Below are 13,710 nucleotides of genomic sequence, written 5' to 3'. Positions count from 1 at the left end.
TGAACGCGGCCGGCGAACTCGACTGGTCCCGCGCGTGTGTGGACGGCTCCCACATCCGCGCGAAAAAAGGGGAGCCGACACCGGTCCGTCGCCGGTCGACCGGCGGAAGACGGGCAGCAAGCACCACCTGATCTGCGACGGACGCGGCACTCCGCTCAAGGTCATCACCACCGCGGCCAACGTCAACGACGTCACCCGGATCCTCGCCCTGGTCGACGGCATCCCGCCCGTCGCCGGACGGCCCGGCCGCCCGCGCAGACGACCCGACTCGCTCCTCGGCGACAAGGCCTACGACTCGAAGGCCGTGCGCCATGAGCTGCGACGCCGCCGGATCCTGCCGGTCATCTCCCGCAAGGGCGCCCCGAACATCAAGGACCTGGGCAAACTCCGCTACGTCGTCGAGCAGACCTTAGCCCTGCTCCACCAGTTCAAACGCCTCGCCGTCCGCTGGGAACGCCGAACCGAACTCCACAACCGCACCGAGCAGAGCGACCATGCAGCGGTCGCGGGCGGTCTTCGTGGCACGCAGGAGGGCGGCGAACTCCTCGTGGCTGGCGGCCGGTGGCCGGCCGGAAGCGTGACTCGGCCGCGGATCGATGCGGATACGCGGCTCAAGTACCAGTTTTCCTGCCGCCAGGTGCGGAGCGGTGGCGAACAGGGCGTCGACCGCCTTCGCACTGATCCGGCGGAGGTCGGCCAAGTGCTGGTAGAAGCCGTGGATTGCCGCCAGGGCGGGGGCGAGCGTGGAGTCCTGTGGCAGCTGCCCCTGGCCGCGGCCGCTCGTCAGCCGGGGCGTGGTCCGCAGCTTCATCAGGTAGTGCGGGAGCTCGGCGGCCGCGTGCTCCCGCGACAGGCCTTGTTCGCCGCACCAGGCGTGGAAGCGCTTGAGGTGACCTGCGTACGCCTTTGTGGTCGATTCCGCGCGGGTCCGGCCGAAGCGCAGATGGCAGAGGAAGCCGTCCACGTCCTCGACGACCCTCAAGGTGGGCCCGGCAAGAACCGTCCAGTAGGCCAGCGTGTCAGTGACCTCGACCCGCAGGATCTCGGCGGTCGGCCTGTCCGCAGCGAACATAAGCGGGATGTAGCAGCTCAATCACTCAACGACATAACCGGTGTTGGAACCGTGCGCGAGTGCACCAAGGGGCACATGATGATTCGACTCACTGGACCGCCTGCCCACGAACGGCACGAGTCAGTCGACGCTCAGACGCGGTTCGTAGAAGGCTCGCGTCCGGGCAGCGGCCGAGGAAGCCCGCGCCGGTACCAGGTACCAGGTACCGGCCGCCGCACGGCGCGACCGCCGGAGGCCCGTCGGCGAGCAGCGGCAGCGGGCGGCGCGGACGCGGGTCAGCGAGCGGCAGGCGCGGCGCCGGGAGCCGGCGTCGCCTTGTCGCGGGACGGTGCGCGCAGCGAGCTGAGCGGGCCGCCGTGCAGGGGTGTCGTGTGCCAGCGCGCCGTGAACGTACGCGTGTTGAGCGCGCAGGTGACGCTCAGCCGGTGCGGCGTCTCCAGGAACAGCACGTCCACGCTCAGGGTGTCCGGGTCGCGCCATCCCCCGCTCACCGCGGTGGGGACCGGTCCCGTGCCGAGGGCCCATCCGGCGTCGCCCAGCCGCAGGACGAGACCCGAGCCGCCCTCGTCGAGGCGGAGGGTCCAGCCGTCCGCGTCCCCGCCGACCACGACGCCCGTCAGTCTCCTGGGCCGGGCGGTTCCGTCCTCGTCCGGCTCGGGTGTGAAGCGTGCCCCGGACCAGGATTCCGCCCGCCCCTGCGGCTCGGCCCGCCCCGCGACCGGCGGCAGGGCCAGCCCGGCGAGCCGCTCACGGAGGCGCTCGTCGTCCCCGCCGGGAAGCGGCGAGGGACCGAACGCGGGCAGCAGGTGCCGCCAGATGAGGTTGAGCAGGTCCTGCATCCGCTCGGTCGCCGCGGTCGTCGCGACGACCGCGTCGTGCTCGGGCAGGACGAGGCAGAACTGGCCGTACGCGCCGTCGCCGCGGTAGCCGTGCCGGGCCATCCAGAACTGGAACCCGTAGCCCTGCTGCCAGTCCGACTCCGCGCCGTCCGCGGTCCCGTCCGAGGTGGAGATGTGCGCGCGGGTCGCCTCGGCGATCCATGCCGCCGGGAGCAGCCGTCGCCCCTCCCAGACCCCGTCCTGGAGATACAGCTGGCCCAGGCGGGCGATCGCGTCGGTCGTGGCGTGCAGTCCGCTGAAGCCGAGGTCGCGGCCGGGCGGCCGCTGGAGCCAGGCCACCTCGCCGATGCCGAGCGGGTCGAACAGGCGGGGGCGCAGATAGTCCGTCAGCGTCTGACCGGTCACGCGCTGGACGATCGCGGCGAGGGTGTAGGTGGCCGGCTGGTTGTACGCGAAGACGGTGCCCGGGTCACGGTCCGGCGGGGTGAGCAGAAAGCCGCGTACGGGCTCCGCGCGGTCGCGCCGGAAGGCCACGTCGTGGGTCTCGGCGAGGTGTCCGCTGGCCATGGACGCGACGTGCCGGACCAGCATGGCGCGGCTGCGCGGGTCGGTGATGTCGGCCTCGAATTCGGGAAAGTACGTGATCACCGGGTCGTCGAGGTCCAACAGCCCTTCGGCGGCGGCGAGTCCGGCGGCCGTGGCCGTGAAGCTCTTGCTCAGGGAGTAGAGCAGGTGGGGGCGTTCGGGAGCGTAGGGCGCCCACCAGCCGGAGGCCACGAGACGACCGTGCCGCAGGATCATCAGGCTGTGCGGCTCGATGTCGGGCGCGGCGTCGAGGGCGTCGAGGAACGCGTGGATGCCGGAAGCGTCGACGCCCTGGGCGGCGGGACTGCTGACGGACAGCGGGCGGGCGCTCATGCGGGGCGGCCTCCGGAGGCGGCTCAGGGGCGATGAGAAGCGGTGGCGAACCTGGTCGGCGGGAACAGCGGCTGCGTGCACGCGCCATCTTTCCGCCACGCGTCCCCCGTGTCCACGTGCCCCTGCAAGCCCCTTCCGCTTCCGCTTCCGCTTCCGCTTCCGCTTCCGGGGCAAGGTCGTGCAGGGGCGCCACGCGAACGGAAACGGGGAGTCCGCAGGTCCCGCGCGGGCATGGATCCGTACGGGGGACGGCCGCTGTTTCCGGATCACCGGATCGGGGACCCGTCTTCCATGGTGCAAATCGGATACACGATGATGACGGAGCAGGCCGGACCCCGTGACCTCGTCGACCACGTGGTGCGGGCCGAGCAGGTCGGGTTCGACTTCTCGGTGACCTCGGACCACTACTTCCCGTGGCTGGAGTCGCAGGGCCATGCGCCGTACGCCTGGAGCGTGCTCGGCGCCGCCGCCCAGGCCACCTCGCGGATCCCCCTCATGACGTACGTGACGTGTCCGTCCTTCCGCTACCACCCCGCCGTGGTGGCGCAGAAGGCGGCGACGATGCAGCTGCTGTCCGAGGGCAGGTTCCGGCTGGGGCTCGGTTCGGGCGAGAACCTCAACGAGCACGTGGTGGGCGGCGGCTGGCCGTCGGTCGACGTGCGGCACGAGATGTTCGAGGAGGCGCTCGGCATCATCCGCGACCTGTTCGAGGGCGGCCATGTCACCCGGCGCGGGACGCACTTCGACGTCGAGTCGGCCAAGCTCTGGGACCTCCCGGACCAGGCGCCGCCGATCGGGGTCGCCGTCTCCGGGGAGCGTTCGTGCCGGCTGGCGGGCCGGCTCGCCGACCTCGTCATCGCCACGGAACCCAAGGCGGAGCTGCTCGACGGTTTCGACCGGCACGGCGGACAGGGCAAGCCGCGGGTGGGGCAGCTCCCGGTCTGCTACGACCCCGACCGGGACGCGGCCGTGCGGCGGGCGCACGACCAGTTCCGCTGGTTCGGCAGCGGCTGGAAGGTCAACTCCGAGCTGCCGCACCCCAAGTCGTTCGCCGGGGCGACCCAGTTCGTGACGCCCGACGACGTCGCCGAGTCGATTCCGTGCGGGAACGACCCGGAGGCCTTCGTCGAGGCCGTACGCCCCTACGCGGAGGCCGGCTTCACCGAGGTCGCGCTCGTGCAGGTCGGCGGCGAGTCCCAGCACGCCTATCTGGACTGGTCGGAGAAGACACTGCTGCCGGCGCTGCGTGACGCGTTCGCCTGACCGCGGGCAGGCCACCCGTGCGCGCGGGACCCGGCGTGGCCGTCGGCGCGAGCACGACCGCGCCGGCGCCGGCCTGCCCGCCTGCCCGCCTGCCGGCCTGCCGGCCTGCCCGCCTGCCCGCCTGCCCGCCTGCCCGCCTGCCCGCCTGCCCGCCTGCCCGCCTGCCCCGCAACTGACCTGCGGCGCGGGCCGATTCGGGTGCCGCGAGCATAATGGTGCGGTGAATTCAGCCGACCCCAGTTCCTCCGCCGCGGCCGAGCGCACGCCCGTCGTCATCGTCGGCGCGGGCCCGGCCGGTCTGACCCTCGCCAACATCCTGCGGGCCGCCGCCGTCGACTGCGTGGTCCTGGAGACCGAGAGCAGGGCGTTCATCGAGCAGCGGCCGCGGGCGGGGTTCATCGAGGAGTGGGCGGTGCGTGCCCTGCGGCGGCACGGGCTCGCCGCCCGGCTGACGGAGCAAGCGCAGGCGCACCACGAGTGCGAGTTCCGGTTCGCGGGCGAGCGGCACCGGTTCCGCTACGCCGAACTGAGCGGGGACCGGCACTTCGTCTATCCGCAGCCCCTGCTGGTGACGGACCTGGTGCGGGAGTACGCGGACGTCCGGGGCGGTGACATCCGCTTCGGAGTGCGCGACGTGGCACTGTCCGGCATCGGGGGCGCGGAGCCGTCGGTGTCGTACACGGACCCGGCGACCGGTGAGCGGCGGCGCGTCGACTGCGCGGTCGTCGCCGGCTGCGACGGGGCCCGCGGAGTGACACGCGGCCACCTGCCCGCCGAGCACGCACCCGTCTCCCGTCTCGAGTACGGCGTGGGCTGGCTGGCGCTGCTCGCCGAGGCGCCCCCGTCCAGCGACTGCGTGGTCTTCGGCGTACACCGGCGCGGGTTCGCCGCCCACATGGCCCGCAGTCCCGGGATGACCCGCTACTACCTGGAGTGTCCGCCCGGGGACGACCCGGAGAACTGGTCCCACGAGCGCGTCTGGTCCGAGCTGCGGGAGCGGCTCTCCGTGCCCGGAGCCCCTCCCCTCACCGAGGGACGGCTGATCGAGAAGCGGGTGCTCGACATGCACAACTACGTGGTGGAGCCGATGTCGTACGGGCGTCTGTATCTCGCGGGCGACTCCGCCCACCTCGTCGTGCCCATCGCCGCCAAGGGCATGAACCTCGCGCTGCACGACGCCCTGCTGCTCGCCGACGCGCTCGTCGCGTACTGCGCGAAGGGCGATGACAGCGGCCTGCGCTCCTACTCGGCGACCGCTCTGCGGCGGGTGTGGGAGTACCAGGAGTTCTCGCAGTGGTTCGCCGAGCTGCTGCACGGCCCGTCGTCGGGCGATCCCTTCCGTGCGGGTGCGGGTGCGGCCCGGCTGCGGCGCCTGCTGCGCTCCCCGGCCGCGGGCACCGCCTTCGCCGAGTCGTACATCGGCATTGCTCCTTAGCGTCACCTACTGGCCAACGCATCCCGGCCGTTGTCCGTACGAGTGCTCGAAGCGGGCGGGACGGGAGAAAAACCGGCCCCCAAATCGCGCAGACGTTGAACACCCGCGGTCGCGCCCGCCGTACAACCGGGAAAGGCGAGAGACCGGTGCGCAGCGAAGGATGATCATGACCGAGGGGCAGACCGCCACACAGGAGTTGATCGCCGGACGGTACTGGCCGCAGGAGGTCGTGCACCGGGAGGAGGGCCGGACCGGCTGGCACGGTCAGGACGTCGGTTTCCACCGGCCGGTCTCCCTGACGGAGTCACGGCCCGCCCCGGGAACGGACGCCCGCCGTACCGCCGCCCGGATCCTGCGCGAGTCCGAGGCCGTGGAACTGGCCTGCCCCGGCCGGGTGGCCGCCGTCTTCGACGTCGTCGAGGAGAACGGCGCGCTGTGGACGGTCATGGAACGTGTCGAGGGTGCTCCCCTCAACGACCTCCTGCGGCACGGTCCCGTCAGCTATGTGCGGGCGGCCCGGATGGGCCTCGCGATCCTCGACGTCCTCACTGCGGCCCACCGCGAGGGCATCACGCACGGCGACCTCAGCCCCGGGCAGGTGTTCGTCCGCACCGACGGCGGGGTGCTGATCACCGGCTTCGGCGTGCTGGGAGCCGCGTCGTCCCCGCGGGTCACAGCCCCGTCGTACGCCTCCCCCGAGCAGGCCCGCGGCGAGGGCACCGGTCCCGCGGCGGACCTGTGGGCCCTCGGGGCGATCCTCTACACGATGGTGGAGGGGCGGCCGCCCGTCCGGGACCGGGGGCCGGTCGAGGCGACACTGCGGGCGGTCGATCTGCTGCCCATCCGGTCCCCGCTGAGCGCCGGACCGCTCGGCCCCGCCATACAGGGGCTGCTCCGCAGAGATCCCCAGGAGCGCCTGCCCGAACCGGTCGTCCGCGCCGCGTTCACCCGCATCCTGCGCGAGGACCCCGGGGAACCGAAACAGGCGGCGCCCCTCCCCTGCCTGCGCGACGCGTACGCCGCCGCCCGGCGGACGGGCCGGGTGTGGAGCAGACGGAGCGTCGGCCGGCCGGCGCTGCTGGGGGTGGTGGCTCTCGCCGTGGCCGGGGTCTCACTCGCTGCTCTCGCCCTGACCGGCGGCGGCTTCGACGGCGGTTCCTTCGCGGCGCGCCCCACGCCGTCCCCGCCGACGGCCGGTGGGCCCGCCGACGGGAACCCGCCCGCGTCGCGGCCTCCCTCGTCCCGGTCACCGTCACCCTCATCCCCCTCCGCGTCCGCCTCCGCCTCGGCCTCCGCGTCGCCTGTGCCCTCCGCTCCGTCCGGCGGCGACGAGCCGCCTGCCGGCTTCCGCCGCTACGCGGCGCGCGAAGGGTTCTCGATCGCTCTGCCCACCGGCTGGAAGGCCCTCGACCGCACCGGCTCCTCCGAGGTGTCCTACCGCGTCACGTTCGGTGCGCCCGGCGACCCGCGCACGCTGGCGATCACCTACAGCGAGCGGCTCGGGCCGGATCCGGTCGACGTCTGGCGCGCACTGGAGCCGTCCCTGAAGCGGGCGTCCGTCCGCTACGAACGGGTGGGCGAGATCCGTGCCGTCGACTACCGCGGTTACGACGCGGCGGACCTGGAGTGGCTCTCGGACTCCGGGGGCGTGCGCCAACGCACCCTCGGGCGCGGCTTCGTCATCGGGTCCGGGCGGGGCTTCTCCTTCCGCTGGACGACCCCGGCCGCCGACTGGGACGACGCCGCGAACCGGCGTGCGCTGAACGTCTTCCTGCGCTCCTTCCGCGCTTCCGGCACCTGAGGTGGCGCCGGCCGCCGGGGCATCCCCGTCGGGACTGCTGATGCCCGCCGGCCGTCGCTCACCGGCGCAGCCGCGCGTGGAGCCGTGCGGCCTGCCGGGTGAGGTGGTCGCGCTCGGGGACACTGGCCGCCGAGCGGGCCGCCTCGGCGTAGAGCCGTGCCGCGGTCACCGGATCGCCGTCGCGCTCGTGCAGGTATGCCGCGACGGCGGTGTGGCGGGGCAGGGCGGAGTCGACCTCCGCCAGGGCGGCCAGGCCGGCCCGCGGGCCGTCGGCCTCGCCGACCGCGACGGCCCGGTTGAGGCGTGCCACCGGGCTGTCGGTGAGGCGCACCAGTTCGTCGTACCACTCGACGATCTGCACCCAGTCGGTCTCCTCGGCCGTCCGGGCGTCGGCATGCAGCGCCGCGATGGCCGCCTGGGCCTGGAACTCGCCCAGGCGGTCGCGGGCGAGGGCTGCCTGGAGGATGTCGACCCCCTCGGTGATCATGCGGGTGTCCCACAGGCGGTGGTCCTGCTCGGCGAGAGGCACGAGCCTGCCGTCGTGGCCGGTCCGCGCCGGGCGCCGCGCGTGGTGCAGCAGCATGAGCGCGAGCAGTCCCGCGGCCTCCTCGTGACGGGTGCCGGCCGCGACCTGGCGACTGAGCCTGATCGCCTCGGCCGCGAGGTCGACGTCGCCCGAGTAGCCCTCGTTGAAGACCAGATAGAGCACCCGCAGCACCGTGGCGACGTCACCGGGACGGCTGAACCGGACGCCCGAGACGGTCCGCTTGGCCCTGCTGATCCGCTGGGCCATGGTCGCCTCCGGCACGAGGTAGGCCCGCGCGATCTGCCGCGTGGTCAGACCGCCGACCGCGCGCAGCGTGAGCGCGACGGCCGAGGCCGGGGACAGGGACGGATGCGCGCACAGGAAGTACAGCCGGAGCGTGTCGTCCACCGCCTCGCCCGGTCCCGGCGCCGGCTCGCTCTCCACGCGTACCTCCCGGTGCCGGCGGGAGGTGTCGGCGCGGGCGGCGTCGAGGAACTTGCGCCAGGCCACCGTGACCAGCCAGCCCCTGGGGTCCCGCGGCGGGTCGTCGGGCCACCCCCGCACGGCCTCGACCAGGGCTTCCTGCACGGCGTCCTCGGCCGCCGCGAAGTCGGCTCCGCGACGGACGAGAACAGCGATCACCGCGGGCACCAGCTCCCGGAGCAGCGACTCGTTCACTCCGTGGCCCTGCAGTGCTCGGCGTAGAAGGGGCGCACCTCGAGCCACTCGTGGATCGGCTTCCCGCCGGCGCCGGGAGCCGCAGACAGTTCGCCGGCCAGCTCGATCGCGCGCTCGTAGGTCTCGACGTCGATCACCATCCAGCCGGCGATCAGGTCCTTGGTCTCCGCGAACGGGCCGTCGGTGACCGGGGGCCGCCCCTCGCCGTCGTAGCGGACGAACGTGCCCTCCGGGGAGAGCGCCTGGCTGTCGACGAACTCGCCGGTGCCCTCGAGGCGGGCGGCGAAGTCACGCATGTACTGCACGTGGGCCGACACCTCCGCCGGGTCCCACTGGTCCATCGGCACGTCGTTGACCGGTGCCGGCGCGCCCCGGTAGTGCTTGAGCAGCAGGTACTTGGCCATCATGTTCTCCTTGGTGCGGTGCGGCCCCTGGTGGCCGCGTTCACTCAGGGGACGAAGCCGGGCTCGGGTTCTCGACATCCCACCGCACATTTTTCTCACGGATCCCGAAGACGGCCCCGGGAGAGGCCGGAGGACGGCCCCGGGACACTCCACCGGGAGTGACCGTCGGTGCCGCTCAGGCCGGCCGGGCGTCCCGGCCCGGTCTTCGGTGGGCCAGCCACTGGGCGACTGTCTCGGCGATGGGCTGCCCGGTCTCCAGTTCGACGAAGCCGAACTGTCCGCCCTGGTTGCACTCCAGGAACCACCAGAGCCCCTCGGCGTCCTCGGCGAAGTCGAAGGCGGCGTAGGCGAGTCCGGTGAACGCCAGGTACTCCTGGACCGACCGGGCGACGCGGTCGGGCACGGCGGCGGTCTCCCAGGTGTGGCCGGTGTCGCCGTAGCGCCCGTCGATCTGTCCGGGGGCGGCGGCCTTCCGGGCGGCGAACAGGCGGGTTCCGACGCAGGTCAGCCGGATGTCGGCCCGCTTGGGCACGTACCGCTGGAGCAGCGCGGGGCCGGCGGCGACACCGGTGAAGTCCGCGTCGGGTCCGATGAGCGTGGTCGGCAGGGACACCGTGGGGTCGCCGGGCGGCGGGCCCGAGGCCGACTTCACGACCACCTGCCGGTACTCCGCCACGAACTGCTGCGCCACCCGCGGTGCGGTGGTGACGACCGTCGGCGGCACGGCGAATCCGCTGAGGTGCGCGACCCGCAGCTGCCAGGGCTTGTGCCGGGCCTGCTCGGCGCTGCTCGGGTGGTTCATCCAGCGGGTGACGGCCGAGTACAGCATGCCGAACAGGGCCTGCCGGGTCTCGGCGGTGAGCCACGGTGAGGCGTGCGCCGCGTGGGCGGCCGGTTCGCCCGGCCGCCGTACCCAGACGGAGCGCAGGCCCGTCATGCTCAGAACATGCCCGTTCACGGAGAGGTGGCCCTCGAAGTCGCCGTGGGCGTAGTCGGCGGACAGGACGGCCTTGTCGGGGACGTCGGCGGGGTCGAGGCGCACCACCGGGACACCGCGCGCGTTCAGTTCGGCCACGACCATGTCGGCGGTGACATCCTGCTCGGCGGTGAGGACCAGAACGGTCATCCGCGGCGGTCCGTCAGTCGTCGAAGTGCGTCTGGGAACCGGCGGTGGAGGTCGTGGTGCCCGCGGCCAGGAGGAGCGCCCGGTCACTCACCGCCGGGCGGCCGTCCGGCAGCACGTTCAGCTGGAGCGACGCGTCGAAGTGGTACGGAGGCAGAGCGGCCGCCGGTTGCCCTGTGGTCAGGGCGTAGTCGAGCGTGAACGGTCGCACGAAGAACCTCCCGCGGTCTGACGATGCCTCTACGCACACCGGTACGTGTTTCCCCTGTAAGGAATTCATCACTTTCCGACACATGAACGTGAAGGCCGTCACATCGCGGATCCGGGGTGCGTGCGACGCGGCGTCCTTCGCACCGTCAACGCCGCAGCCGACAGGGAGAGTTCCCGCCCGGGAGGTGCGGCTCCATGAGAACACGATGAGTGTCCGCACGGAGCCGCCGCAGTCACGGGCGCAGCCCTGCCGGGGTCGGTCCCGCACGCGGTGCCGGGCCGCTTGGCGACCTGTGGCGCGACCGGCGGGTCAGACGGCGCCTTCGCGGTAGCCGGCCATCTGGTCCACCAGTGCCTGCGGTGCGTCCGGGCCGAAGCAGATGTCCAGGTTCGCGGCGGATTCGGCGGCCGCGGCCTCGCTCCGCGGGAACAGCGCCCCCTCGTACGCGTCCAGGGCGCTCTCGACGTCACCGGGGTGGGCCGCGAGGGCGGCGGCGAGTTCGGCGCCGTCGAGCATGGCGAGGTTGGCGCCCTCACCGGCGAACGGCGACATCAGGTGCGCCGCGTCCCCGAGCAGGGTGACGCCGGGCGTGCGGGTCCAGCGGTGGCCGACCGGCAGGGCGTGGAGGGGCCGGGGGACGAGTGCGCCGTCCGCGCCGGTGATCAGGGACCTCAGCCGCTCGTCCCAGTCGTCGAAGTGGTCCGCGAGCGCCTTCTTCGCGGCGTCCGTGTCGGTGAAGTCGACGGGACCGGAGGTGGCCCACTGGGCGGGCGACTTGAGGGCGATGTACACCTCCAGCGCACCGCCGGGGAGCCGGTGGGCGAGGATGCCCTTCTCGTCCGAGAGCGCGAACAGCATGCCCTCTCCCACGACGGCGGCGGCGTCCGGGTGCCGGGTGTCGGCGTCGAGCAGGTGCACCTCCACGAAGGACAGCCCCGAGTAGACGGGAGCGGCGTCCGACAGCAGGGGGCGCACCCTCGACCAGGCCCCGTCGGCGCCGATCAGCACGTCGGCGGTGAACGTCCGTCCGTCGGCGAGTGTGACCTCGTGCCGGCCGTCGTCCCGGGTCCGCGCGCCGGTGACCTTGGCGCCCCAGCGGACGGCGCCCTCGGGCAGGGAACCGAGCAGCAGGTCGCGCAGCGCTCCCCTGGCGATCTCGGGCCGTTCGCCGTCCGCGCCGTCGTCCTCCATCCGGACGGTGCCGTCCTTGTCCAGGACGCGCATGGCCTCGCCCCCGGGGTGGACGAGGTCGCGGAACGCGTCGTGCAGGCCGGCGGCCCGCAGCGCCGCCTGCCCGGAGTCCTCGTGCATGTCGAGCATGCCGCCCTGGGTGCGGGCGGCCGGGGAGGCGTCGAGGTCGAACACGGCGGCCTCGATGCCGTGGACGTGCAGGACCCGGGCGAGCGTGAGCCCGCCGAGGCCCGCGCCGATCACGGCCAGGGGGTAGTGGGGTGTGGTCATGGCTCTTCTCCTGGTGGCGGTGGGCGTCACGGTGCGTCAGGTCCGGGGGTGTGCAGGATTCCGTTGACCAGGACCTCGAAGCCCCAGTCCAGGCGGGCCTCTCCGGGTCCGGAGAGCAGTTCGGTGTTCAGGGCGGCCACGTTCGGGTGCCTGTCGCCGGAGGCGCCGCGCAGGGCGGTGGCGAGCGCCGCCCACTCCCCCTCGGTGTCGGCGGGGTCCTTGTCGCCGGCGGCGTGCTCGGCGGCGGTCGCGGTGGCGTACTGCAGCAGCAGGTCGACCGCCCACGCCGCCCGCGCGCCGGGGACGCCGCCCTCGCGCAGCAGCGCGAGCAGGGCCTCCAGCAGGTCCAGGTAGTGGCCGCCGCTCGGGCGGGCCACCAGAGCGGAACGGGCGAGCCCGGGGTGCTCGAACAGCACCGCGGTGTAGGAGGTGAGCACGCCGACGAGGCGGTCCCGCCAGTCGCCGGTCGCGGCGGCCGGGCTCAGGTCGACGGTGCCGAGCATGTCGTCGAGGACCGCCGCGTGCAGTTCGGCGGTGTTGCGCACGTACACGTAGAGCGAGGCGGGGCCGGTGTCGAGTTCCTGCGCCAGGCGGCGCATGGTGACCCGCTGGAGACCTTCGGCGTGCATCAGCGCTACGGCGGTCGCGATGATGCCTTCCCTGGTCAGCGCGGGTTTGGCCGGACGTTCGCGACGGCTCGGGCGGGGGGCGGGCCGTTCCGGGGGGTGTGCTGTCACTCCTTCAAGGTAACGAACATGTTCGTTCAGAACAAGTACGTGACGAACATGTTCGTCACGGGCGTGCCCCCGGTGGTGTGCGTCTCCCCGCCCTGCGCGGCTCACTCGTCCCGCCAGGAGCCCGGCCATGGCAGGACCGACCCCCGGTCCCGCTCCGGGTCCCGAAACGCCCGGAGGGGCTGGATCCTTCTCCAGCCCCTCCGGTCCTGCGGCAGTCCCGTCGGCCGCTACCAGCGGCTCTCCACCTGCTCCTTGATCCTGCGGGTGTAGAGGTCCTCGATCGCGTCGAGGGTCTCGGCGGGCAGCTCCGGCATCCTCGCGGCGGCCGCGTTGGCGCGGGCCTGCTCGGGCGAGCGGGCGCCCGGGATCACCGTGGTCACGCCGGGCTGCTGCACGATCCAGCGCAGCGCCAGCTGAGCCGGGGTGAAGCCCTCCGGAGCGAGGGCGGAGAACTCGGCCGCCGCCTCCACCCCGGTGGCGAAGTCGACGCCGGAGAAGGTCTCGCCCTGGTCGAACGCCTCACCGTGCCGGTTGAACGTCCGGTGGTCGTTCGCACCGAACACGGTGTCCTTCGTGTACTTGCCCGACAGCAGCCCGGAGGCCAGCGGAACCCGGGCGATGATCCCGACGCCCGCCTCGGCCGCCGCCGGGAGGACCTCCCGGAGCGGCTTCATGCGGAAGGGGTTGAGGATGATCTGGACGCTCGCCACGTTCGGGCGGGCAATGGCCGTCAGCGCCTCGTCGCACGTCTCGACGCTCACCCCGTACGCGGCGATCCGCTCCTCCGCGACCAGGCTGTCGAGGGCGTCGAACACCTCGTCGGAGGAGTAGACGGGGGTCGGGGGGCAGTGCAGCTGCACCAGGTCGATGCGGTCGACGCCGAGGTTGCGGCGGGACCGGTCGTTCCAGGCACGGAAGTTGTCGAGGACGTAGTTCTCCGGGATCTGGTCGACGCGACGGCCCATCTTGGTCGCGACCAGCACATGCAGATCCGGCCGGCCGCGCAGGAACGTGGCGATCGTCTGCTCGCTGCGCCCGTCGCCGTACACGTCGGCCGTGTCGAAGAACGTCACCCCCGACTCCGCCGCCGCCTCCAGCACGGCAAGGGCGTCCTGGTCGTTCACGTCGCCCCAGTCCGCGCCCAGCTGCCACGTGCCGAGGCCGATGACCGATGCATGCTGTCCTGACCTGCCGAATTCGCGCTCGTTCATGGCGCCAGTCTGACACCTTCCCGTCCGCGCG

At 73.0% G+C, this 13,710-nt stretch carries 12 protein-coding genes and 1 pseudogene; 4 read left to right on the top strand and 9 right to left on the bottom strand.

From position 1 onward, the window contains the following. Window positions 1-34: 34 nt before the first annotated feature. Window positions 35-403, top strand: a pseudogene (locus tag AC069T_RS26810) (transposase); the annotation flags it as partial. A gap of 6 nt (window positions 404-409) precedes the next feature. Here the strand turns inward: AC069T_RS26810 and AC069T_RS26805 are convergent. Then, window positions 410-1,072, bottom strand: coding sequence for a site-specific integrase (locus AC069T_RS26805; protein WP_478785166.1), 663 nt, complete (start codon window positions 1,070-1,072; stop codon window positions 410-412). Window positions 1,073-1,347: 275 nt separating this feature from the next. Beyond that, entirely contained in the window at window positions 1,348-2,829 is a 1,482-nt protein-coding gene (locus tag AC069T_RS26800; protein WP_478785165.1) for a serine hydrolase domain-containing protein, read from the bottom strand. Window positions 2,830-3,120: 291 nt separating this feature from the next. Here AC069T_RS26800 and AC069T_RS26795 point away from each other — a divergent pair, with 291 nt between their 5' ends. From AC069T_RS26795 to AC069T_RS26785, 3 genes are all read left to right on the top strand, one after another. Continuing rightward, on the top strand, window positions 3,121-4,092 hold the full coding sequence (locus AC069T_RS26795; protein ID WP_478785164.1) for an LLM class F420-dependent oxidoreductase: 972 nt from the start codon (window positions 3,121-3,123) through the stop codon (window positions 4,090-4,092). A 220-nt stretch (window positions 4,093-4,312) separates the two neighbouring features. Then, window positions 4,313-5,527 carry a 4-hydroxybenzoate 3-monooxygenase gene (locus tag AC069T_RS26790; protein ID WP_478785163.1) on the top strand — a complete coding sequence of 405 codons (1,215 nt, stop codon included), beginning with the start codon at window positions 4,313-4,315 and terminating at the stop codon, window positions 5,525-5,527. 166 nt (window positions 5,528-5,693) lie between these two features. Beyond that, a complete protein-coding gene (locus AC069T_RS26785) occupies window positions 5,694-7,328 on the top strand; it encodes a protein kinase domain-containing protein (protein WP_478785162.1) in 1,635 nt (544 codons plus the stop codon). Between the two features lie 58 nt (window positions 7,329-7,386). On the opposite strand, the gene AC069T_RS26780 is transcribed toward AC069T_RS26785, so the two are convergent. The 7 genes from AC069T_RS26780 to AC069T_RS26750 all read right to left on the bottom strand — a co-directional run bounded on the left by AC069T_RS26780 (window position 7,387) and on the right by AC069T_RS26750 (window position 13,679). Beyond that, the gene (locus AC069T_RS26780; RefSeq protein WP_478785161.1) at window positions 7,387-8,532 is read right to left on the bottom strand and encodes an RNA polymerase sigma factor; all 1,146 of its coding nucleotides are present in this window, start codon (window positions 8,530-8,532) and stop codon (window positions 7,387-7,389) included. Then, the gene (locus tag AC069T_RS26775; RefSeq protein ID WP_478785169.1) at window positions 8,529-8,936 is read right to left on the bottom strand and encodes a YciI family protein; all 408 of its coding nucleotides are present in this window, start codon (window positions 8,934-8,936) and stop codon (window positions 8,529-8,531) included. The genes AC069T_RS26780 and AC069T_RS26775 overlap by 4 nt, the downstream gene beginning before the upstream one ends. A gap of 175 nt (window positions 8,937-9,111) precedes the next feature. Beyond that, window positions 9,112-10,062: an ATP-grasp ribosomal peptide maturase gene (gene tgmB / locus AC069T_RS26770; RefSeq protein WP_478785160.1), complete on the bottom strand. Its 951-nt coding sequence runs from the start codon at window positions 10,060-10,062 to the stop codon at window positions 9,112-9,114. Window positions 10,063-10,075: 13 nt separating this feature from the next. Next, the gene (gene tgmA, locus AC069T_RS26765; RefSeq protein WP_358853153.1) at window positions 10,076-10,270 is read right to left on the bottom strand and encodes a putative ATP-grasp-modified RiPP; all 195 of its coding nucleotides are present in this window, start codon (window positions 10,268-10,270) and stop codon (window positions 10,076-10,078) included. 309 nt (window positions 10,271-10,579) lie between these two features. Then, the gene (locus AC069T_RS26760; protein WP_478785159.1) at window positions 10,580-11,731 is read right to left on the bottom strand and encodes an FAD-dependent oxidoreductase; all 1,152 of its coding nucleotides are present in this window, start codon (window positions 11,729-11,731) and stop codon (window positions 10,580-10,582) included. Between the two features lie 26 nt (window positions 11,732-11,757). After that, window positions 11,758-12,468: a TetR/AcrR family transcriptional regulator gene (locus AC069T_RS26755; RefSeq protein ID WP_478785158.1), complete on the bottom strand. Its 711-nt coding sequence runs from the start codon at window positions 12,466-12,468 to the stop codon at window positions 11,758-11,760. 227 nt (window positions 12,469-12,695) lie between these two features. Next, a complete protein-coding gene (locus AC069T_RS26750; RefSeq protein WP_478785157.1) occupies window positions 12,696-13,679 on the bottom strand; it encodes an aldo/keto reductase in 984 nt (327 codons plus the stop codon). Window positions 13,680-13,710 lie beyond the last annotated feature (31 nt).

It is taken from the genome of Streptomyces sp. NPDC043867 (genome assembly GCF_056435845.1).
This window is presented reverse-complemented; position numbering and strand designations above follow the sequence as displayed.

Bases quoted from the DNA above. Each gene is read 5' to 3' on its own strand.
- AC069T_RS26805 (WP_478785166.1), bottom strand. From the start codon at position 1,072: ATGTTCGCTGCGGACAGGCCGACCGCCGAGATCCTGCGGGTCGAGGTC.
- AC069T_RS26800 (WP_478785165.1), bottom strand. From the start codon at position 2,829: ATGAGCGCCCGCCCGCTGTCCGTCAGCAGTCCCGCCGCCCAGGGCGTC.
- AC069T_RS26795 (WP_478785164.1), top strand. From the start codon at position 3,121: ATGGTGCAAATCGGATACACGATGATGACGGAGCAGGCCGGACCCCGT.
- AC069T_RS26785 (WP_478785162.1), top strand. From the start codon at position 5,694: ATGACCGAGGGGCAGACCGCCACACAGGAGTTGATCGCCGGACGGTAC.
- AC069T_RS26775 (WP_478785169.1), bottom strand. From the start codon at position 8,936: ATGGCCAAGTACCTGCTGCTCAAGCACTACCGGGGCGCGCCGGCACCG.
- tgmB (WP_478785160.1), bottom strand. From the start codon at position 10,062: ATGACCGTTCTGGTCCTCACCGCCGAGCAGGATGTCACCGCCGACATG.
- AC069T_RS26760 (WP_478785159.1), bottom strand. From the start codon at position 11,731: ATGACCACACCCCACTACCCCCTGGCCGTGATCGGCGCGGGCCTCGGC.
- AC069T_RS26750 (WP_478785157.1), bottom strand. From the start codon at position 13,679: ATGAACGAGCGCGAATTCGGCAGGTCAGGACAGCATGCATCGGTCATC.